The 22,337-nt window shown below is 57.5% G+C and carries 18 protein-coding genes and 1 pseudogene; 5 read left to right on the top strand and 14 right to left on the bottom strand.

Annotated elements, in window-relative coordinates; all coding sequences use genetic code 11:
* Positions 1–86 precede the first annotated feature (86 nt).
* The 12 genes from PMI30_RS10140 to PMI30_RS10085 form a co-directional block, all read right to left on the bottom strand.
* A complete protein-coding gene (locus tag PMI30_RS10140) occupies positions 87–1,031 on the bottom strand; it encodes a carbohydrate kinase family protein (protein WP_008011557.1) in 945 nt (314 codons plus the stop codon).
* A 13-nt stretch (positions 1,032–1,044) separates the two neighbouring features.
* A complete protein-coding gene (gene xylB / locus PMI30_RS10135; RefSeq protein WP_008011558.1) occupies positions 1,045–2,541 on the bottom strand; it encodes a xylulokinase in 1,497 nt (498 codons plus the stop codon).
* Between the two features lie 158 nt (positions 2,542–2,699).
* Positions 2,700–4,172, bottom strand: a complete 1,473-nt coding sequence (locus tag PMI30_RS10130) for a mannitol dehydrogenase family protein (RefSeq protein ID WP_008011560.1) — start codon at positions 4,170–4,172, stop codon at positions 2,700–2,702.
* 14 nt (positions 4,173–4,186) lie between these two features.
* The gene (locus tag PMI30_RS10125; protein WP_008011562.1) at positions 4,187–5,290 is read right to left on the bottom strand and encodes an ABC transporter ATP-binding protein; all 1,104 of its coding nucleotides are present in this window, start codon (positions 5,288–5,290) and stop codon (positions 4,187–4,189) included.
* Positions 5,291–5,423: 133 nt separating this feature from the next.
* Positions 5,424–6,254: a carbohydrate ABC transporter permease gene (locus PMI30_RS10120; RefSeq protein WP_008011564.1), complete on the bottom strand. Its 831-nt coding sequence runs from the start codon at positions 6,252–6,254 to the stop codon at positions 5,424–5,426.
* Between the two features lie 10 nt (positions 6,255–6,264).
* Positions 6,265–7,164 (bottom strand): carbohydrate ABC transporter permease, encoded by a 900-nt coding sequence (locus PMI30_RS10115; RefSeq protein ID WP_008011566.1) that lies wholly within the window; start codon positions 7,162–7,164, stop codon positions 6,265–6,267.
* A 155-nt stretch (positions 7,165–7,319) separates the two neighbouring features.
* Positions 7,320–8,630 carry an ABC transporter substrate-binding protein gene (locus tag PMI30_RS10110; protein ID WP_008011569.1) on the bottom strand — a complete coding sequence of 437 codons (1,311 nt, stop codon included), beginning with the start codon at positions 8,628–8,630 and terminating at the stop codon, positions 7,320–7,322.
* A gap of 320 nt (positions 8,631–8,950) precedes the next feature.
* Positions 8,951–9,856 carry an AraC family transcriptional regulator gene (locus tag PMI30_RS10105; RefSeq protein ID WP_008011570.1) on the bottom strand — a complete coding sequence of 302 codons (906 nt, stop codon included), beginning with the start codon at positions 9,854–9,856 and terminating at the stop codon, positions 8,951–8,953.
* Between the two features lie 79 nt (positions 9,857–9,935).
* A complete protein-coding gene (locus PMI30_RS10100) occupies positions 9,936–10,817 on the bottom strand; it encodes a hypothetical protein (protein ID WP_008011572.1) in 882 nt (293 codons plus the stop codon).
* Positions 10,818–10,985: 168 nt separating this feature from the next.
* Positions 10,986–11,873, bottom strand: a complete 888-nt coding sequence (locus PMI30_RS10095; protein WP_008011574.1) for a hypothetical protein — start codon at positions 11,871–11,873, stop codon at positions 10,986–10,988.
* Between the two features lie 171 nt (positions 11,874–12,044).
* On the bottom strand, positions 12,045–13,337 hold the full coding sequence (locus tag PMI30_RS10090; protein ID WP_008011576.1) for a glycosyltransferase: 1,293 nt from the start codon (positions 13,335–13,337) through the stop codon (positions 12,045–12,047).
* Positions 13,338–13,393: 56 nt separating this feature from the next.
* The gene (locus PMI30_RS10085) at positions 13,394–13,759 is read right to left on the bottom strand and encodes a response regulator (RefSeq protein WP_008011577.1); all 366 of its coding nucleotides are present in this window, start codon (positions 13,757–13,759) and stop codon (positions 13,394–13,396) included.
* Positions 13,760–14,019: 260 nt separating this feature from the next.
* Between PMI30_RS10085 and PMI30_RS10080 the strand changes: the two genes are divergently transcribed.
* The 4 genes from PMI30_RS10080 to PMI30_RS10065 are packed head-to-tail and all read left to right on the top strand — an operon-like array spanning position 14,020 to position 19,986.
* Positions 14,020–17,511, top strand: a complete 3,492-nt coding sequence (locus PMI30_RS10080; protein WP_008011579.1) for a response regulator — start codon at positions 14,020–14,022, stop codon at positions 17,509–17,511.
* Positions 17,512–18,324, top strand: coding sequence for a CheR family methyltransferase (locus PMI30_RS10075; protein ID WP_008011581.1), 813 nt, complete (start codon positions 17,512–17,514; stop codon positions 18,322–18,324).
* A 25-nt stretch (positions 18,325–18,349) separates the two neighbouring features.
* Entirely contained in the window at positions 18,350–19,564 is a 1,215-nt protein-coding gene (locus PMI30_RS10070) for a hybrid sensor histidine kinase/response regulator (RefSeq protein WP_008011583.1), read from the top strand.
* 44 nt (positions 19,565–19,608) lie between these two features.
* Positions 19,609–19,986 carry a response regulator gene (locus PMI30_RS10065; RefSeq protein WP_007905602.1) on the top strand — a complete coding sequence of 126 codons (378 nt, stop codon included), beginning with the start codon at positions 19,609–19,611 and terminating at the stop codon, positions 19,984–19,986.
* A gap of 43 nt (positions 19,987–20,029) precedes the next feature.
* On the opposite strand, the gene PMI30_RS10060 is transcribed toward PMI30_RS10065, so the two are convergent.
* The gene (locus tag PMI30_RS10060) at positions 20,030–21,028 is read right to left on the bottom strand and encodes a hypothetical protein (protein ID WP_008011586.1); all 999 of its coding nucleotides are present in this window, start codon (positions 21,026–21,028) and stop codon (positions 20,030–20,032) included.
* 243 nt (positions 21,029–21,271) lie between these two features.
* Here PMI30_RS10060 and PMI30_RS31330 point away from each other — a divergent pair.
* A pseudogene (locus tag PMI30_RS31330) lies at positions 21,272–21,379 on the top strand (response regulator); the annotation flags it as partial.
* Between the two features lie 27 nt (positions 21,380–21,406).
* Here PMI30_RS31330 and PMI30_RS10055 read toward each other — a convergent pair.
* The coding region (locus PMI30_RS10055) for a halovibrin HvnA (protein WP_338010196.1) at positions 21,407–22,337 on the bottom strand (931 nt) is incomplete at its 5' end.

Below are 22,337 nucleotides of genomic sequence, written 5' to 3' on the forward strand. Positions count from 1 at the left end.
GCCAACGCCGGGGTTGTGTCGAACCATTGATCATGCCAACACCGGACCTGTAGGAGCGAGGCTTGCCCGCGAAGGGGTCATCAGCTTCAGCGCACTTCCAACTGCTGCCGATACGGCAAATCCGGCCCGGTCTTGCTGCACGTCAACGCCGCTGCGCTCACCGCAAACCTGAGCATCGCGTCGATCTGTTCACGGCTCAGCTGCTGCAAACCTTCAACCGAATCCAACTGCTGCTCGGTCAGCCAGGTAATCAGCGCCGCCTGGAAGGTATCGCCGGCTCCCACGGTGTCGGCAATCTTCACCGAACTGGCCGGCACCGACCACGAACCGTGGGCACGGCTGAACACTGTTGCGCCTTCGCCGCCACGGGTCAGGAACACCAACTGACAGCGATGCTCCAGCCAGCCTTCGATCACGCGCTGAGGCTCTTGCTCGGGGTACAGCAGACTCAAGTCTTCGTCGCTGACCTTGATCAGGTCGGCCAGTTCCACCAGCGTGGCAATCCGTGAGCGCCACAATTCGATGTTCGGCTCGGGGTTCAGGCGCACGTTCGGGTCGAGGCTGATCAGGCGCTTGCCGCTTTCCCGTTGCACCAATGCCAGCAAGGTATCGGCAATCGGTTGCACCACCAGCGAAAACGAACCGACGTGCAAACCGCGCACTTCAGGCCCTAGCTCTGGCAGATGCGCCAGGCTCAACTGCCGATCAGCGCAGCCTTCGCCACGAAAGCTGTAATGGGGCGAGCCATTGGCACCGACCGCGACCATTGCCAAGGTGGTCGGCGCGGCAAAGTCCACGAGGTAATCCGGGCGCACACCTTCATCGTGCAGCACTTGCTGCAAACGTCGGCCGAGGTAATCGGTCGATAGCCCGCCAAACAGCGCGGCGTCTACGCCCAAGCGGCGCAAACCTACGGCCACATTGAACGGTGAGCCGCCGGCAATTGCCTTGAAATTCACTTTGGATGCCAAGCCGCTGGCATCGTCTTCGCTGAAGAAATCGAACAGCGCTTCGCCACATACCAGATACATAGTTTCTCGCTCTTTAAAGGGTTGCGACATGCTGTCGATAGCGTTCATAGACCTGCTGACAGGCCGCCACATTTTCTGCAATCGGTAAGGTTTCACTGGTCAGATCGAGCTTTACGCAACGCTCGCACAAGTCCGCCAGGCTGTCTTCGTGACCGTTTGCCCAGGATTTGCACCACGCCGCCTGAATCGCTGCGCCGAGGGCCGCGGCTTCACTTTGCTCGGTACAAATCACTGGCGTATTCATGATGTCAGCGACGATCTGTCGCCACACCGGGCTCTTCGAGCCGCCACCTATCAGGTAGATGCGCAGGCTTTGTAAGCCATTCTGGCGCAGCAGGTCCAGCCCGTAACGCAAACCGAAGGTGGTGCCTTCCACCACGGCGCGGCACAGATTGGCCCGGGTCAGGTTGGTCATGGTCAACCCCAGCAGGCTGCCGCTGGCATGGGGCAGGGCGGGAACGCGCTCGCCATTGAGGAACGGCAGCATGCACACGCCGTCGGCACCGATCGGCGCTTGCGCGACCAAGGCGTTGAACGCTTCGATATCCAATTCGAACAACTCGCGAATCGCGCCGGTCGCGTTGGTCAGGTTCATCGTGCAGATCAGCGGCAGCCAGCCACCGCTGGAGGAGCAGAACGTCGCGACCGAGGCATCCGGGCTGACGTTCGCTTGCTCGGCATAGGCGTAGACCGTTCCCGAGGAACCGAGGCTCATGGTGATCGCGCCGGGTTTTATATTGCCGGTGCCGATGGCGCCCATCATGTTGTCGCCGCCGCCGCTGGAGACCAGCGCCTTGGGGTTGATGCCGAGGTGTTCGGCGATACTCGGCAGGATTGTGCCGACCGGTTGGTGGGCATCGATCAGCTCCGGGAGCGCGGCTTGCAGGCGCCCGGTGGGGTCGATGTCGCGCAGCAGTTGCAAGTCCCATTGGCGGGTGCGCACGTTGAAATACCCGGTGCCCGAGGCATCACCGTACTCGCTGCAACTGCGGCCGGTGAGCCAGTAGTTGAGGTAGTCATGGGGCAGCAAAATGCGGGCGATCCGGGCGAACACTTGCGGATGTTGTTCTTTGGTCCAGAGCAGTTTGGACACGGTGTAACCCGGCGCGATGACGATGCCGAGGCGCTCCAGGGAGCCTTTTTCGCCGCCCAGATGGGCGAGCAAGCGGTCGTTCTCCGGCGTGGACTCGGTGTCGCACCAGAGCTTGGCCGGGCGCAGCACCTGGCCGCGATCGTCGAGCAGTACCAGGCCATGTTGCTGGCCGGAAACCCCGATGCCGAGGATGGCCTGACCGTCTACATTCGCTGTGAGCAATGCACGGTGGGTGGCCAGGGTAAAGGCTTCCAGCCATTGGGCGGTGTCTTGCTCGCGACGACCGTTGGCGCCGCTGATGAGGCTGTGGGCAGCGGCGCCCTGACCGAGGACCTGGCCGCTGTGCGCGTCGAGGATGATGGCTTTGGTGCCCTGGGTGCCGCAGTCGATGCCGAGGAATAGTTGTTGGTTTGCCATGGAAGATCCTTGGTGTGTCAGGTCGATCTCAGTGAAGCCAATCGCGAGCAGGCTCGCTCCCACAGTAGATCTTCAGCGAATACAGATTCTGTGTTCGACAACGATCCAATGTGGGAGCGAGCCTGCTCGCGATGACGGCAGCCAATTCGCCACCGCACTTACGCCAAAACCCGCTCCAGGGTCCGCGTCACCCCAACATCGCGCAAGCTGTTACAGCACCACTCGAACGCAGCGACGAACTCCGGAGAGCGCGGAATCGCCGTCCCAAAAATCTCCTCCACTTCCAACAACCGCTGAGTGATCAACACATCATCGGCCACCAGCGCCTGGCAGAACGCCGCCCGTGGATCCGGAATTGCATAGGTCTGGCCATTCTCATCCACGCCTTTGAGGTAAAGCGCCCACGCCGCGACCACCAGCGCCGCACGCTTGGTCTCCTGCCCATCGGCAATCAAGCGGTTGATGGTCGGCACGGTGAACTTCGGAAACTTCGATGAGCCATCCGAACACACCCGCTCCAGCTGATCGGCAATCGCCTGATTGGAGAAGCGCGCCACCAGGGTGTTTTTGTATTCAGTCAGGTCGATCCCTGGCACCGGCGCCAGTTGCGGCGTCACGTCCAGGTCCATGTAGGCGCGCATGTAGCGCACGAACAGCGGGTCGTTCATGGTTTCGTGAACGAAGCGGTAACCCTTCAAAAAACCCAGATAGGTCAAGGCCAGATGGCTGCCGTTGAGCAGTTTGATCTTCATCTCTTCGTAAGGCGTGACGTCGTCGGTGAACTGCACGCCGACCTTTTCCCAGGCCGGGCGGCCGTTGACGAATTTGTCTTCCAGCACCCACTGCACAAACGGCTCGCAGACCACCGGCCAAGCGTCATCGACCGCATGTTTGTCGGCCAGTTGCAGACGATGCTCGGTGCTGGTCATCGGCGTGATGCGGTCGACCATCGCGTTAGGGAAGCTGACATGGCGCTCGATCCAGTCGCGCAGATCGGCATCGCGCAGGGCGGCGAACGCGAGCAGGGCTTTACGGGTCACGGCGCCGTTGTGCGGCAGGTTATCGCAAGACATCAGCGTGAACGCGGGCGTGCCGGCTGCACGACGTTTGGCCAGTGCGGCGCAGAGGAAACCGAATACAGTCTTTGGCGCGTTCGGGTGAGCCAGGTCGTGCTGGATCTGCGGCAGGTGCGCCATGAACTCGCCGTTGCTGTCATCGATGCAATAGCCGCCTTCGGTGATGGTCAGCGAGACGATGCGGATGGCTGGATCGGCGAGTTTGTCGATCAGCACTTCGGCGCTGTCTTCGGCCAGCAGCATGTCGCGGATGGCACCGATGACCCGGACTTCGGCGTCGTCGGCGTCGCCGAGTTCGAACAGGGTAAACAGATAATCCTGCTCTTTGAGATCGTCCCGGGCACGACGGTCCTCGGCGCGCAGGCCGACCCCGCAGATGGCCCAGTCCAGCGCTTCGCCGGTATTCATCAAGGCATCGGTGTAATACGCCTGATGCGCGCGGTGGAAACCGCCGACGCCAATGTGCGCGATGCCTTGGCGAGTGTCGCTCAGGGTGTAGGCGGGCAGGGCCACCTCGGGGGCGAGGCGGTTGAGGTTCTGTTTATTCAGTTTCATCGCATGCTCTCGGATCAGGCTGCGGCGCGCAGTGGGCGGGTCAGCGCCACGCCGTCGGCATCGAATAAATGGCAGTGTTCAGCGTCCAAGTGCAGGCTCAGGGTTTCGCCATAACGGCTGGCCAGATCGCCGCGAACGCGCATGGTCAGCGCTTCGCCGGAAGACGTCAGGACGTGGCAGAAGGTGTCGCTGCCCAAGCGTTCGCTGACGTCGGCAGTGACTTGCAGGGTGCAGTCGCCGGGTTGCGCCAGTTCAAGATGTTCCGGACGAATCCCTAAGGTCACCGCGTCGCCGACACTCAGATTCGCCCCGCTCAGCGGCAGGGTGATGCGGGTGCCGGCGTCCAGCAGCACTTCGCAGCTTTGGCCGTTGATGCGGGTGACTTTGCCCTTGAGGAAGCCCATTTTCGGCGTGCCGAGGAAGCCCGCGACAAACAGGTTGGCCGGCTGGTGATACAGGTCCAGTGGCGAGCCGACTTGCTCGATCTTGCCGCCATTGAGGACGACGACTTTGTCGGCCATGGTCATCGCTTCGACCTGGTCGTGGGTCACGTAGATCATCGTGGCTTGCAGTTCTTTGTGCAGGCGCAACAGTTCCAGGCGCATCTGCACCCGCAGGGCGGCGTCGAGGTTGGACAGCGGTTCGTCGAACAGGAAGATTTTCGGGTTGCGCACGATCGCCCGGCCGATGGCCACGCGTTGACGCTGACCACCGGACAGTTGCTTGGGTTTGCGCTCCAGCATCGGCCCGAGCTCAAGGATGCGCGCCGCTTCGCCGACTTTTTTCTCGACTTCGGCTTTCGCTACACCGGCCAGGTCCAGCGCGAACGACATGTTTTTGCGCACGCTCATGTGGGGGTACAAGGCGTAGGTCTGGAACACCATCGCCAGGTCGCGTTTGGCCGGGCTGACTTCGGTGATGTCGCGGCCATCCAGTTCGATGGTGCCGCCGCTGACTTCTTCAAGGCCGGCGATCAGCCGCAGCAGGGTGGATTTGCCACAGCCAGACGGACCGACGAACACTACGAATTCCTTGTCATTCACTTCCAGGTCGATGCCTTTGATGATGGAAAAACCTTCGAAGCCTTTTTGCAGATTTTTGATTTTCAGGTTGGCCATGATGATGGGCCTCCACTTGTAGTTATTCAGTTGAGCCGTGCGGGCTTTTCTGTAGGAGCCAGGCTTGCCGGCGAAGGTGTCCGGAAGATCGCCTTCGCCGGCAAGCCGTGCTCCTACAGGGGGCGGATCGGATTCATTTCACGGCGCCGAACGACAGGCCGCGGACCAATTGTTTCTGGCTGATCCAGCCGAAGATCAGGATCGGCGCACAGGCCAGGGTCGACACCGCCGACAACTTGGCCCAGAACAGACCTTCGGGGCTCGAGTACGAGGCGATCAACGCGGTCAGCGGCGCGGCCTGGGACGAGGTCAGGTTCAGCGACCAGAACGCCTCGTTCCAGCACAGGATCAGCGACAGCAAAACCGTTGAAGCCAGGCCGCCCTTGGCGATCGGCAGCAGCACCCGGACCATTTCCTGCCACAGCGTCGCACCGTCCAGGCGTGCGGCTTCGAGGATGTCCTTGGGGATGTCTTTGAAGTAGGTGTAAATCATCCAGACCACGATCGGCAGGTTGATCAGGGTGTAGATCACGATCAGCGCGATCCGCGTATCCAGCAGGCCAAAGCTCTTGGCCAGCAGGTAGATCGGCATCAGCACGCCCACTGGCGGCAGCATCTTGGTCGAGAGCATCCACAGCAGCGTGCGTTTGGTGCGCTGGGTTTCATAGAACGCCATCGAGTAGGCCGCCGGCACCGCGATCAACAGGCACAGGGCCGTGGCGCTGAAGGAAATCACCACCGAGTTCCAGGCGAAGCTGAAGTAATCGCTGCGCTCGTTGATGTGCAGGTAGTTCTCCAGTGTCGGCGTAAAGATGAATTGCGGCGGCGTGGCGAACGCGTCGATTTCGGTTTTGAAACTGGTCAGCACCATCCAGAAAATCGGGAAGAAGATCAGGATCGCGATGGCCCAGGCCAGAGTGCCGAGCAGCAGGCTTTGCAGGCGACGGGATTGTTGAAGAGTCATGGCGCAGGCCTCAGGCTTTGTCTGTCAGGTTTTTGCCGATCATGCGCACCAGCACGATGGCCGCGACGTTGGCAATCAACACCGCGATCAAACCACCAGCGGATGCCATGCCGACGTCGAACTGCACCAGCGCCTGGTTGTAGATCAGGTAGGCGAGGTTGGTCGAGGCGTAGCCGGGGCCACCGTTGGTAGTGGTGAAGATTTCGGCGAACACCGACAGCAGGAATATGGTTTCGATCATCACCACCACCGCAATCGGCCGGGCCAAGTGGGGCAGGGTCAGGTGCCAGAAGATCGCGACCGGACCGGCTCCGTCCAGGCGTGCGGCTTCTTTCTGTTCCTGATCGAGGGACTGCATGGCGGTCATCAGGATCAGGATCGCGAAGGGCAGCCATTGCCAGGACACAATGATGATGATCGACAGCAGCGGGTAGTGCGCCAGCCAGTCCACCGGTTGCGCGCCGAACAGTTTCCAGATGTAGGCGAGAATCCCCGACACCGGATGGAAGATCAGGTTCTTCCAGATCAGCGCACCGACGGTGGGCATGATGAAGAAGGGTGAAATCAACATCACCCGCACGATGCCGCGACCAAGAAACTCACTGGCCTCCAGCAATGCGCTGATCAATACACCGAACACCACGCTGATCAGCAACACACTGCCCACCAGCAACAGGGTGTTGGTGGCACCGGGCAGGAAACCCGAGTCGCTCAGAAAGTAGCTGAAGTTCTCCAGCCCCACGAACTGGTTTTCACCGGGGTAGAGCAGGTTGTAGCGGATCAGCGAGAAATAAACGGTCATGCCCAGCGGCACGATCATCCACAGCAGCAACAACGCTACCGAGGGGCTGACCAGAAACCAGCCGGGGTTGGTCAACCGGCTTTTACGCACCGGTTGGGGAATGTCCATGTGAGCTTTGACAGTTGAAATATTCATGGTGTTAAAACCGATTAAGTGCAAGGACAGATGGAGCGCGATCCCTGTAGGAGCGAGGCTTGCCCGCGAAAGCGATTTGTCTGACACACCGCTTTCGCGGGCAAGCCTCGCTCCTACAGGATTTGGGGTTATTTGGGATAACCGGCGCGCTTCATCTCACGTTCGGTGGTTGACTGGGCGGCGGTCAGGGCCTGGTCGACCGTGGTCTGGCCGATCAGCGCCGCCGAGAACAGCTTGCCGACCTGGGTGCCCACGGCCTGGAACTCAGGGATGGTCACCAACTGGATGCCGATGTAGGGCACGGGCTTGAGGGACGGTTTACTCGGGTCCGCAGCCTTCAGCGATTCCAGTGTCACCTTGGCGAACGGCGCGGCATTCATGTAAGCCTCGGTGTAGGTCGAGGCGCGAGTGCCTGGCGGCACGTTGGCGATGCCGTCTTTTTCCGCGACCAGCGCACCGTATTCCCTGGAGGTGGCCCAGGCGCTGAACGTTTTCGCCGCCTCCTTGGCCTTGGAACTGGTTGGAATGGCCAGCGCCCAGGAATACAACCAGGCCGACCCTTTGTCGGTGGTTTCATGCGGTGCGTAGGTGAAGCCGACGTGATCGCTGACCTTGCTTTGGGTCTTGTCGGTGACGAACGAGCCGGCGACGCTGGCATCGACCCAGATCGCACACTTGCCGCTGTTGAACAGCGCCAGGTTTTCGTTGAAACCGTTGCTCGACGCGCCCGGCGGGCCGGATTTCTTCATGGTGTCGACGTAGAAGTTCAGCGCGTTTTTCCATTCGGGGCCGATGAATTCCGGTTTCCACTGCTCATCGAACCAGCGTGCGCCGTAAGCATTGGCGACGGTGGTGATCAGCGCCATGTTCTCGCCCCAGCCAGCCTTGCCACGCAGGCAGATGCCGTACTGCTCTTTATCCTTGTTGGTGAGTTTGCTGGCGAATTCACTGATCTGGGTCCAGGTCGGGCGCTCGGGCATGGTCAGCCCGGCGTCCTTGAACAGGTCGGTGCGGTAATAGGTGATGGAGCTTTCCGCGTAGAACGGCAGGGCATAGAGCGTGCCCTTGACCGAAAGGCCTTCACGTACCGACGGGAACACGTCGTCGAGGGCATAACTGGCCGGCAGCTCTTTCATCGGCTCCAGCCAACCCTTGGCGCCCCAGAGTGCAGCTTCGTACATGCCGATGGTCAACACATCGAACTGTCCGCCCTGGGTGGCGATGTCGGTGGTCAGGCGTTGGCGCAGGACGTTTTCTTCAAGCACCACCCAGTTGAGCTTGATGTCCGGATGCTCGGTCTCGAAGGTTTTCGAGAGTTTTTGCATGCGGATCATGTCGCTGTTGTTGACGGTGGCAATGGTCAGGGTCTGGGCGCCGAGGCTGACGCTACTGAGGGTCATGCAGGTGAGAGCAAGCAGAGCTTTTACAGAAGGTTGCATCGTGCACTCCTTTTCTGCACCCGGCGGGTACAGAAGGACAGTTATTGTTTTTGTGTCTTCCTGCGCAGGAAGAATGTGCACTGATTACAGCCTTCAATTGATGGGGAGACAAATCATCCATCGCACTGTGACCGATACTTTTTTGCACTGGGGTTTGGCGTGTGAGGCGTAAGGCACGGTTATCCAGCGATTAGCTGCTATCGATTCCGTATAGGTTTTTGATCTGTAATAGGGGGATCTGTAGGAGCGAGGCTTGCCCGCGAAGGCGTTTTGTCTGACACACCGCCTTCGCGGGCAAGCCTCGCTCCTACGAAAAGCGATTAGCCCAGGTTTTGCTCGGTCAAACGCTGCACCGCCAACCGCCGGTAGTGCGACGGTGTCATGCCCTTGAGCTGCTGAAAACGCCGGTTGAAGTTGGAAATATTATTGAAGCCCGACTCGAAACACACATCGGTCACCGTTTTGTCGCCATCGGCCAGCAGCTCGCAGGATTTGCTGATGCGCAGGCGATTGACGAATTCGATGAAACAGCGCCCGGTGGCCTGTTTGAACACTCGGCTGAAGTAGGTCGGCTTCAGACCCAGGTGCTCGGCGACTTCTTCCAGCGGCAGTTCCCGGGCGTAATGGGCAAAGATGTAATCCACCGCCCGGTTGGTGCGGTCGATGTTGTGTTCATCGGCCAATTGCGGTGTCGTGGCACCGGACAGCAACTGATAGTCATCGGACGCCGCCAGCAACTCCAGCAGAATGAAAAAGTGTCCGAGCCGGGTCATGCCCCGGGTGTCGGCGATGCGCTGCATCAAGGTCATGGCCTGACGGATCGTGCGCTTGCAGCGAAACTCGATGCCGTACTGCGCGCGCTCCAGCAAGGGTGCAAGCGTCTTGAGTTCGGCGAACACCTGATGGCCGCTTTCAAACAGTTCGTCAGTGAAGTTGACCAGCATGTCGCGCTTGGGCACCACTTCGTCTTCGGCCACCTGGCTGATCCAGTTGTGGGGCAGGTTGGGACCGGTAAGGAACAGCGTTTCCGGGTAGAAGTTACCGATGTAGTCACCAATGAACACCTTGCCGGAGCTGGCGACGATCAGGTGCAGCTCGTATTCCTTGTGGAAATGCCAGCGCACCAAAGGGCACGGGAAGCCGTGCTGACGATAGATGATGGACAACCCGTTATGGTCGTCCATCAATTCGTAGGAAGGATCGGTAACTCTGGCTGGTCGGCTCATGTCAGGGCACTTTTATTGTTATCGCCCGTTGATCATGCCTCTTTCCAGTCGCTCTGTACCAGCCTGCGACGTTGACCGTTCAGGACCGTTCATGCAACGAACGGCCATAAACGGCTTTCATGCTGGAGGCGCTCCAGCAGTAGCGGACAATCTCGCACTCGTCGAAAAAATCGAGGTTAATGATGCTGCAACGGGTCACCCAGTCGCGCGTTGTACTGAACCAGTCATTGATTTGGCTTTTTATGTGCTGCGGACCACCCAATAGCGAATAGGTGGTCGCCGACAGCGACCAGAGAAACGTTTCATAGGACGCATCCTCAAGAGTCGTAGCGATATGGCTACGCAGCTCGCTGGTATCAGTGAATGCCTGGTCGCGCCACTTGTGCGGGATGCGCGGCCAGAAGTACTTGCTGTCCAGCCCCGACGTGCCTTGGGCCGCCATTACGATGCGGCGCAGTGAACTGATACGCTTGAGTTCTTCCACGGTCTTCAATGCGTCGCTGTGCGGGATGATTCGCAACCCAAGGCGACGCACCAGCACGTCGTTGAGTTTGCGATAGTCGAAGGGTTTGCCCGCGAGTCCAAGTTGATGAAAGTCCAGCACGATGAATTCATCCGGATTTCGATCGAGAAAGGTCGAGACCGCATCGATCAGTTCATCGAGGATCCGATGGGACTGAAACCCATTGTGATGAAAGTAAAACACCGGCTCTACAGGGCCAAATGTATAGCCAAGCCGCAGATCGAAAGCTCGCGCGCCATTGGCCAGTTGCCACGCAAATGAATCGTTCTGGCAGGTTGTCCAGTTGCCGAACACCACTTCATAGTTGGGCGCTTTTTTGTCCATGCCGGCGTTATGAACACCGGGCCAGACGATATCGGTCAGCTTCAACTGGTGGATATCCAGTACGTTGCTCATCCACTTTTGTTTGTCGAACGTGATTGTGGTGCTGTGGGTCATGACAGTTCCTTGTCGTTGACCTCGTCCCATCCGTGGGACGAAGAAGTCATGTGTCGGATGTGACGGTGTGCCACATCCGTATTATTCGCCTCTGTCAAAGGCTTTCATGACCCAGCATAGAAGTGCGTGGCAGTATCGCCAGCCATGGAAATATTTGCACAAATATAGCTATTTAGTGGCGCGAAGGTTATTAGATTTTTTGCTGGCTTTTTTCAGGTTTGCCGTTCGGCAGTAAGAAACGATTTTCGAGTCTTTAATAAAGTCGAAGTTGATAATATTGCATATTTCGGCCCATTCACTTTTTTCTGGATCAAACCACAAGTCAAGATGTTCAAGAATCCTTTTGGGGCCGCCCACACTGTAACAGGTTGCGGAAAGCGACCAAAGCTCCCACTGGCCTGGCGGATTGTTCATTACAGTGGCGATGTAATTATGCAGGTCATCGGTATTGACTAGATTTTGGTTGACCCATTTATGTTCGATTTTTCCGCAAAACCTTTTGTAGTCCAGGTCGTGGTGCCGTGGGGCGGCGACCAATACTCGTTGTAGTGGACTGATTTCCTTGAGTTGACCCAGGCTCAGATGCCGGTTTGCGGCAGGTATCATTTGATCGCCGAGATGCTTTAGCATCATGTCGTTGAAGTATTTGAAATCAAACGTCTCTTTGCCATGTTTCAGTTCGTGAAAAGCCAGGACGATGAATTCATCGTGGCTTCTCACAAGAAAAGCTTTTATTTCGTTTACAAGGTCTCCCAGCGTGCGGGAAGAGAGGTAATCGCCATGTTGGAAACGGAATTTTCCAAGCTCCGCCGCGTCGGTGTCGTAAACCAATCGGATATCGAGCGCCCGAGCACCGCGGCTCAGTTGGGAGAAAAACGGGACGTCCTGACACACCAGATAATTGGGGCCTGGAAGTAACGCGTAGGACGCTTCCCAGTCACAGCCTGCATTATGGGTGCCCGGAAGTGTCAACTCACGAAGCGACAAGGTGTCAATGGCTGGTGTGGCGGCCATCCAGTTATAATTTTCGTAGTTGTTTGAGATGTTGTTGTCCATTAATGCATCCTTGCATCTGATTAATAGAAAAGCGCCACTTGTTATAAGGTGGTCGGAGTGGCGCTTGCAGGATGTTTATAATGATTTAAGTTCTGTTCGCCAATGGTTTGTTTGATGCTGGGTGTGTGATGGGTAATGTTCTTGTTGTGTTTGGTGGATGAGGTCCGGCTTTTATTGAATACGGTTTTTTGCTTCAATCCACTGGGCCATGTACTGAGTGCTTTTGTGATGGTGATGGCGCAACATGCTACCGGTGAAGTTATCCCTTCTAAGTTGTGCCAGGTGTTGCTGGCAATACAACAACTTCTCGATCAGCGCCGGGCCATGTATCGCCGACTGATAGCGATCGGCTAATAACATCTGCCCATGGGATTGGGCACTCATCCAAAGGTCTTTGTCTTTATAAAGACGAACTGCACAATCGGCGAACTCACGCGCGGTTTGGGTCACGACGCCCGGCCACGGCTGTTCGCGGTGCATCGCTTCTGCGCCGATCGGGGTGGTGACATTGGGCGTGCCACACAGCATGGCGTCGACAATCTTGCCTTTGATACCCGCACCGAAGCGTAACGGCGCCAGGCACACCCGTGCCGCGGACATGACTTGCAATGCATCTTCTGCCCAGTTCATCACATGAAACCCTTGGGCCGCATTGTGCAGGGCGGTGGCTTTGGGCGGTGTATAGGCGCCATAGATATGCAGTTGCGCCCCTGGCAACTGCGCACGGATCAGTGGCCAGATCGTGGTTTTCATCCAGAGCACGGCATCCCAGTTGGGCGCGTGGCGGAAGTTACCGATACTGAGGAAATGCGCACGGTCTTCAAAGGCTGGCGATGCGGTGGTCAGCGGTTCCACCATCAACGGGCACCAGTGCAGCAGTTGTTGCGGTAACCCGAACTGCTCGACCAGCAATTCAATCTCCACCTCGGAGATCATCAGGTTCAAGTCGCAGCGATACAGCGCGGCGATCTCCCGTTTCGCCAGGTCGGTATCGGCCATGAGTTCGAACTCTTCACGCAATGCCGGGGCGAATAACTCGCTGAAATCGTTGGCGTCGTCACTGGCCTTCAAGCGGTCCTTGAGCCGCTGATGCCGGGCATGCCGCAGGCTTTGCAGGTCTGAAGTCTCCAGCACGCGCAAGGCGTCGGGGCAGTGTTTCTCTACTCGCCAGCCGAACTGTTCCTCCATCATGAACTGGTCGAACAACACGATATCCGGGGCCAGTTCGGTGACAAAGGTGTCGAAACTGCTGTTGTTCAACTCGATCGGCACTTCGCGAATGCCCAACGCGGTCAGGTCCGCACGGTGCTCACCGGTGCCGGCCGGGCTGCTGAAGGTGATGTCCCAGCCTTGCTGCAGGAACGCATCGAGAATTTGCATCACATGCCCACCAGCCGCAGAAGAGCGGGGCTCGGGCCAGACGTAACCAATCACCAGGACTTTGGTTGCGCGGGACTGACTCATTGACGGGTATTCCTTGAAGCGGGTAGAGAGCGCAGAGAATCGGCGCGAGAGAAAATTCAGGCCTGGACGAGTATGCCCTTGACCTTGTCCCGCAACTGATCGATAGAGAATGGCTTGCCGATGAGATACATGCCGTCTGGCACCTCGATGCTTTCGGCATAGCCGCTGGCGAACAGGATCGGCAACTCGGGACGCAGCATGCGTGCCTGCTTGGCCAATTCCCGACCGTCCATGACCGGCAACCCTACATCCGTCATCATCAAGTCGATGTACTGGTCTTCATCGTTGATGAACTCCAGCGCCGCTTCACAGCCATCCGCCGCAAGCACCTTGAATTCGAGCTCCTCCAGCACATCGACGATCAGCGTGCGCACGATGGCATCGTCTTCGACGACTAGAATGGTGGAGGGGTCAGTGGACATAGTGAGGTTCTCAAAGGTTGAATTCGCGGTTGCCGGACGATCGAAACCGCCGGGTTCTTGCGTGAATAAGTGACGAATCACGACAGGTTCCCGACGCGTTACAAAGACAATAGCCGCACCAGAACCGCAGAGAATAACCGCTCCTTTGTCCCAGAACAGCTAAATGCAGGTTTTTGCCGCAAAACATGTCAGAAAAATGGATGGCCCCGGCCGTTTTGGGGCAGACTCGATGCTTTTCAACAGTACGACAAGGCTTCCCCATGACCTCTGCGTCCTCGGTTGATGAGCAACGATTCCGTAAACTCCTGAGCCGCAACGTCAGCCTGCCGTTGGGTGTCGGCGTCATCAGCGCGGTTTTCTTCGTTTCGCTGATTACCTACCTGCTGTCGGTGATCCAGTGGGTCCAGCACACCGACCGGGTGATCAATAATGCCAATGAAGCGATAAAGTTGACCGTCGATCTGGAAACCGGCATGCGCGGGTTCCTGCTCAGTGGCGACGAACATTTTCTTGATCCCTACGAGACGGCCAAGCCGAGAATCGCCGTCGCTCTCAATACCTTGCTCGAATTGACCGCCGACAATCCGGTCCAGACCGATCGTCTGCGCCGGCTCCAGGCCTTGCAGACAGAATGGGCCAATTACGCGCAATCGATGATCGATTTGCAGCGCGCCAGCGGTGACTACCGTGGCGCCGTCAAGGCCGGACGCGGCAAACGGCTGACCGATGAGATCCGCAAGCAATTCGAAGACGTTATCGACATGGAGCAGCAGTTGCGTGGTACACGCAACGAGGAAGTGCGCAGCACCACGATCTGGACCATCGCCCTTTATCTGTTTTTCGTAGCCGGTATCAGCGGGTTGCTGGCCTATATTGGTCGCCAGGACTTGCTCAAACTGTCCCAAAGCTACAGCGCCAACCTCGCCGGGCAACAGGCCAGTGCCCACCGCCTTGAACAGCAAGCCTGGTTACGCAACGGCCAGACCGAACTGGCCGAGCAAGTCCTGGGGCAGCTATCGCTCAATCTGTTGGGGCGCAACATCCTGCAGTTCTGCGCCCAATACTTAGGGACGGCTGTCGCGGCGATCTATGTCCGTGAAGATCATGGTGGCCTGAAACGCATCGCGTCTTACGGTTTTTCCCGGGAACAGGAAGCGCTTGAACAGCAGATTTACAGCGGCGAAGGGATTGTCGGCCAAGTGGCGCAGCAGGCGCGCTTGATCCGTCTCGATGACGTCCCGGGCGGCTACTTCAAAGTCAGCTCCGGCCTGGGCGAAGGTTTACCGCACAGCGTGCTGGTGGTGCCGACCAGCGACGACGATCGGGTCAATGGTGTGATCGAACTGGGGTTCCTGCGCACGCTGACCGATCGCGATGTCGAACTGCTTGAATTGATTGCCGGCAACATCGGCACCTCGATCGAGGCCGCCCGCTATCGCCAGCGCTTGCAGGAAGTGCTGGCCGAAGCCCAGCAACTCAACGAAGAGCTGCAAGTTCAGCAAGAAGAACTCAAGACCGCCAACGAGGAGCTGGAAGAGCAGTCGCGGATTCTCAAGGAGTCCCAGACTCACCTGGAAATCCAGCAGGTAGCGCTGGAGCAAACCAATAAACAACTCGCCGAGCAGGGGCAGATCCTGGCCGCGCAACGCGATGCCATGGACCTGAAGAACACCGAACTGAATCTGGCTCAAGTTGAGCTCGAAGCGCGTGCCGAAGAATTGCAGCGCTCAAGCAAATACAAGTCCGAATTCCTCGCCAACATGTCCCACGAGCTACGCACGCCGCTGAACAGTTCATTGATTCTGGCCAAACTGCTGGCGGAAAACCCGCAGGAAAACCTCAGCGCCGAGCAGGTCAAGTTCGCCGAGTCGATCTATTCCGCTGGCAATGACTTGCTTAACCTGATCAACGACATTCTCGACATTTCCAAGGTCGAGGCCGGCAAGCTTGAGGTCCGTGCGGAGAACACCAGTGTTGCGCGTCTGGTGGAAGGTCTGCGAGGCATGTTCCAGCCATTGGCTGCGCAAAAGAACCTGGATTTGCAGATCCAGTTGCAGGCCGATGCACCGCTGATGCTGTTCACTGACCGCCAGCGGCTGGAGCAAGTGATCAAGAATTTGCTGTCCAATGCGGTGAAGTTCACCGAAAAGGGCTCCGTCAACCTGAGCGTCGCTGCTCAGCCGGGCAACGGCATCGCTTTTATTGTCGGCGATTCCGGCATCGGTATTGCGCCGGACCAGCAGGAAAGCATTTTCGAAGCCTTCCGCCAGGCCGATGGCACCATCAATCGTCGTTACGGCGGCACTGGCCTGGGCTTGTCGATTTCTCGTGATCTGGCCACCTTGTTGGGCGGCTCGATCAGTGTGACCAGTACGCCTGGGCAGGGCAGTGTGTTCACCCTGGTGCTGCCGCAGCACTACGTCGAGCCGGGCGACGCGCCTGTCGAGACAATGAAAGCCACGCCGGTTGTCATGCCCAAAAGCGCCATGGTGGCTGCGCCTGTGCCGCTGATTGGCGCCGTCGATATTCCGCGTTTCGACGATGATCGCAACAAGGCGCCATTCGCCACTCGCTGCATTCTGGTGGTGGAAGATGAGCCGAACTTTGCGCACATTCTCTACGACCTGGCTCATGAACTGGGTTATCAATGCCTGGTGGCCCACGGCGCAGACGAAGGTTATGACCTGGCCAGACAGTTTTCCCCCGATGCGATTCTGTTGGACATGCGCCTGCCGGATCATTCCGGGCTGACGGTATTGCAGCGACTGAAAGAGCAGGCCGAAACCCGGCACATCCCGGTGCATGTGATTTCGGTCGAAGACCGTGTCGAGGCGGCCATGCACATGGGCGCCATCGGTTATGCGGTCAAGCCCACCACCCGCGAGGAGCTCAAGGATGTATTTGGCCTCCTGGAAGCCAAACTGACGCAGAAGGTCAAACGGGTCTTGCTGGTTGAAGACGACGATGTGCAACGCGACAGCATCGCCCGGCTGATCGGCGACGAGGACATCGAAATCACTGCCGTCGGCCTGGCGCAGGATGCACTCGACCTGCTGCGCACCACGATTTTCGACTGCATGATCATCGACCTGAAGCTGCCGGACATGCTCGGCAACGACTTGCTAAAACGCATGTCCACCGAGGATATCTGCTCGTTCCCGCCGGTGATCGTCTATACCGGACGTAACCTGACCCGGGACGAAGAGGCCGAGCTGCGCAAGTATTCGCGCTCGATCATTATCAAGGGCGCGCGCTCGCCCGAGCGGTTGCTGGATGAAGTGACACTCTTTCTGCACAAGGTCGAATCCCGTTTGTCCCATGAACGCCAGACGATGCTCAAGACTGCCCGCAGCCGCGACAAGGTGTTCGAGGGGCGCAAAGTGCTGCTGGTGGACGACGATGTACGCAACATCTTTGCCCTCACCAGTGCACTGGAGCAAAAAGGCGCAATCGTGGTCATCGGCCGTAACGGCCGTGAAGCGATTGAGCGATTGCATGAAGTCGAAGACATCGACCTGGTGCTGATGGACGTGATGATGCCGGAGATGGACGGTTTCGAAGCCACCATCCAGATCCGCAAGGACCCGCGCTGGCGCAAGCTGCCGATCATTGCGGTGACGGCCAAGGCCATGAAGGACGATCAGGAGCGCTGCTTGCAGGCCGGTTCCAACGACTACCTGGCCAAACCCATCGACCTGGATCGCCTGTTCTCGCTGATTCGTGTGTGGTTACCGAAGATGGAACGCATCTAAGTGGGCAATATCGAAATCGAATTGCGCTTGTTGATAGAGGCGATCTACCTCAAGTACAGCTACGATTTTCGCGATTACTCCAGCGCGTCGATCAAGCGCCGGGTCAATCATGCCTTGGGCCAGTTCGAGTGCAAGACCATCTCGGCGTTGCAAGAGAAGGTTTTGCACGATCCGGTCGCGTTCATGCAACTGCTGCAATTGCTGACAATCCCGGTCAGCGAAATGTTTCGCGACCCTTCGCACTTCCTGGCGCTGCGTCGGGAAGTGGTGCCACTGCTCAAGACCTATCCGTCGATCAAGGTCTGGATTGCCGGTTGCAGCACCGGCGAAGAGGTCTATTCGATGGCGATTCTGCTGCGTGAAGAAGGCTTGCTGGATCGCACTATCATCTATGCCACCGACATCAACCCGCGCTCGCTGGATAAAGCCAGGCAGGGGATTTTCTCCCTGGAGAATGTCCGGGCCTACACTCACAACTACCAGCAGGCTGGTGGTCAGCGTTCATTTGCCGATTACTACACGGCGGCCTATGGTTACGCCATTTTCGACAAGAGCCTGTGCGACAACGTGACCTTCGCCGATCACAGCCTGGCCACCGACAGCGTGTTCTCGGAAACCCAGTTAATTTCGTGCCGTAATGTATTGATTTATTTCAATAAAAAACTACAGGGTCGCGCGTTTGGCTTGTTTCACGAATCCCTCTGTCATAGGGGCTTTCTGGCACTGGGCAGTAAGGAAACCCTGGATTTTTCGGCCTATGGCAATCAGTTTGAAGCATTGGTCAAATCAGAACGGATATACCGCAAATCATGAACAGGGCAATGCTGGAAGGAGTCGCATGTTAGGAAACATCCAGGCCAAACTGCTGATCGTCGACGACCTGCCGGAAAACCTTCTGGCGCTGGAAGCATTGATCAGGCGTGAAGATCGTATCGTCTACAAGGCCCTGTCCGCCGACGAAGCCTTATCGCTGTTGCTGCAACACGAATTCGCCATGGCCATTCTCGATGTGCAGATGCCCGGCATGAACGGCTTCGAGCTGGCCGAGTTGATGCGCGGCACGGAAAAAACCAAAAACATCCCGATTGTGTTCGTCAGTGCCGCCGGGCGTGAGCTTAATTACGCGTTCAAGGGCTACGAAAGCGGTGCGGTAGACTTCCTGCACAAGCCGCTGGACGTTCACGCCGTCAAGAGCAAGGTCAATGTCTTCGTCGACCTGTATCGCCAGAGCAAAGCGATGAAGCATCAGGTCGAAGCGCTGGAGCAAAGTCGCCGGGAGCAGGAGGCGCTGCTCAAACAGTTGCAGAACACCCAGAATGAGCTGGAGCAAGCGGTGCGCATGCGTGATGACTTCATGTCCATCGTTGCTCACGAAGTCCGTACGCCGCTCAATGGCCTGATTCTCGAAACCCAATTGCGCAAAATGCACTTGGCCCGCAATAACGCCGCGGCATTCACGCTGGACAAGATGCACGCCATGGTCGACCGCGACGAGCGGCAGATCAAAAGCCTGATCCGCCTGATCGAAGACATGCTCGATGTGTCGCGGATCCGCACCGGCAAGCTGTCGATCCGCCCCAGTCGGCTTGACCTTGTACAACTGGTAAACAACCTTCTGCAAAACTTCGCCCCGCAGGTCGAGGCCGCCGAGTCGTCGGTGACCTTGACGGCCGAGCAGCCGGTGGTGGGCCACTGGGACGAATTCCGTATCGAACAAGTGATTTCCAACTTGTTGACCAATGCGCTGCGTTATGGCGCCAAGAGCCAGATCGACGTACGCGTGTACAATCAGGACGGGCAAGCGCAGGTTGAGATTCAGGATCGCGGTATCGGGATCAGTGAAGAGGATCAGCAGCGCATTTTTCAGCAGTTCGAACGGGTTTCCGCCAAGGCCGTTGTAGCGGGGCTGGGCCTGGGGCTGTTTATTTCGGAGCAGATTGTCGCCGCCCATGGTGGCTCCATCACCGTCGAGAGCCGGATTGGCGAAGGCGCCTTGTTTCGCGTTTGTCTGCCGCTGCAGGAAAACAGCCCGATAAACGCAACCTCTGAGTGACCGCACGGTCGTATCAGCAGCTATTGACCGAACAAAGGCTTTCCATGAGTGAAGATGCACAAGATGTGGTACTGATCGTCGAGGATGACCCTTCGATCTTGATGGTGCTGTCTGCTTACTTGTCGGGTGAGGGGTACCGGGTGCTGCAAGCCGAAAACGGCGAGCAGGCCTTTGAAATTCTGGCGAGCAAACCGCATCTGGACATGATGATCACCGACTTCCGCTTACCGGGTGGAATCTCTGGCGTGCAGATCGCCGAACCCGCCGTGAAGCTGCGACCGGAGCTCAAGGTGATTTTCATCAGCGGTTATCCGCAGGAAATTCGCGAGACCGATAGCCCGATCACCCGCAAAGCACCGATCCTGGGCAAGCCGTTCGATCTGGATGTTTTGCAACAGATCATGCAGGACATGTTGTCCTGAAGTTGCGTCGGTGGTGAGCCGACGCACATTACACCGCTGATGACTAGCGCATTACCTGATCCGTGGAGTTGAACACGAATTGCGCATCGTCCGAAGCAGTACGAGGCAAGGTGATTTTGATAATGGGGATCACCCGTCCACCGGTCTTGTTGAAGAAATCCCGTTGATCATGTTGCGCACCCGGCAAGCCGCCATCGAGGTAGAAGAACGCTCTGATGGGGAGTTCCTCGGGAATATTTTGTGGCCAGGTTTTCATAATCAGCTCGATGTAGTCATAAGTGCTCTGAGCGTTTTGGCGAGGAAAAATGTTCGCTTTGTTGTGGGACAGAATAGCCCGTTGAAACGATTCAGCCCCCAGATTGTTCATGGTGTCACTGACATCATAGCCGCACATCCTATAGGCCACTTTGTATTGGTTCCAGCGCGCTACCCATTGGTTGGAAAGGTTTATTCCCACCGTATGACATAGGCCGCTGCCTGCGAGATCCAGTCTGTGTGCGCCACAGCCAGCCTTGTCACGGTTGCTGGTGCCACCGTCCAAAGGAAAGGCACAAAGCACTTCGATTTGCCGTGTGCCAACAGGCCGATCCAGAACTGGATAAAAGATAAAACCGTTCTTCTGTCCGTAAACAAGTCCGGAAAATTTCGCGTCACGGCTTAGATACGAAAAAGATACGCCCCCACTTCTGACTGAGGTCGGGCTTGGGTTCCAACTGGAGTAGGCGTCCGATGCCACGGTGGACCGCAACATTACCCCGCGGCACAGAAAGGCCGGCATTGAGGCTTTACCGCAATTGAGACGAGTATCGTTGTATTGCGCGGCCAGTTCGGCCGCCACCGCTGCACCACTCTGCGCCATGCTGTTGGTTGTGCTGGCGATACCGGACTCAGCTTGCACGGCCATGGGTGCCTGTTCCACCGGGGCCGATTGTTGTTGTTGTTGTTGTTGTTGTTGTTGTTGTTGTTGTTGTTGTTGTTGTTGTTCGCGAACCTGACAGCCCGCCAAAACAACCATCAATATTAGCGCGATGATTTCCTTCATTGCCTGTCCATCCCTTGAAAGTTGACCTGCGCCAGGCAGGCGAGCGCAGAGCGGTCCTTAAGCAGGCGAGCTGCGTACTTCAGAAGGGATTTAAACCTCAAAGAATTGCGTTGAATAGCTGTCAGAGTTGGCAGGTGACAGCCCTCGCACTGTCATATAGCGTGGTCGGTTGGTTCTATGCGGAAAAAGCGTTTTAAGCGGTCTGCCAGTTATCGCGGTCAGGCACGAGTCCGGTGGTAGCCGCAGGAAATTCGCAAGACCGATAGCCCGATCACCCGCAAAGCGCCGATCCTGGGCAAGCCGTTCGATCTGGATGTTTTGCAACAGATCATGCAGGACATGTTGTCTTGATCGTACAGGTCGGCCCTTGAGGCGGCATCAGGGTACGACTTGATCCGCCGGGTAATAAGCGAATATCGCCTCTTGATTGAGAGAGGCGGGCAGCACCATTTGCACGATCGGAACCACCATGCCGCCACTCGTATTGTAGTAGTCCCTCTGATCATGTTGTGCGCCGGCCAAGCCGCCCGTGGTATAGAGATAGAAGAACGCCTCGATGGGCAATTCTCGAGGGATGTTCTGTGGCCAGGTCGCCAGGATCAGTTCGTTTTGTTGAGGGAACCAACTTGCGCCGAGCATATTCCTCGTGCGTATGGATTGGTAAAAGGAGTCGGCCGCCAGGTGGTTCATGCTGTCACGCACATCGAAACTGCATTGATGAGCGGGCGCACTCGCCGGATCAGGAGCGGCTTGCCAATGCGCCATCCATTGCTCGGCTGTCGTGATGCCGATGGTTTGGCAGCGCAGACTTTGCACAGGGTAATAGGGGTGAAAACCGCACCCCGGTTTGTCTCGTAGCTGAGTCCAGCCGTCGATCGGGAAGCTGCACAACACCTCGATCTTCCTTTTGCCAGGCGGGTTGGCAAGCACCGGATAAAAAATTAGCCCATTGATCTGGCCGAATACAAGATCCCGGAATTTCGAATCCTTGCGCAGAAACGAGAACGATACACCGCCACTCTGTTGTGAATGAGGGCTGGGATTCCAGCTTGAGTAATCCGCAGAGGGTACAGTCGAGCGCAATACGATGCCCGAGCACAGAAACGCCGGCATTGAGGCTGTGCCGCAATTGGTGCGCGTGTCTTGATAACGTCTGGCCAGTTCGGCTGCAACCGCCGTGCCATTGGATGTAGCGCTGCGGGTTGGAGAAACTCCCCCCGTTCTTTGTTGTTCCTCGCGAACCTGACAGCCCGCCAAAACAACCATCAACATCAGCGCGATGATTCTCTTCATTGCCTGTCCATCCCTT

The sequence above is a fragment of the Pseudomonas sp. GM50 genome, assembly GCF_000282375.1.
Classification (GTDB): domain Bacteria; phylum Pseudomonadota; class Gammaproteobacteria; order Pseudomonadales; family Pseudomonadaceae; genus Aquipseudomonas.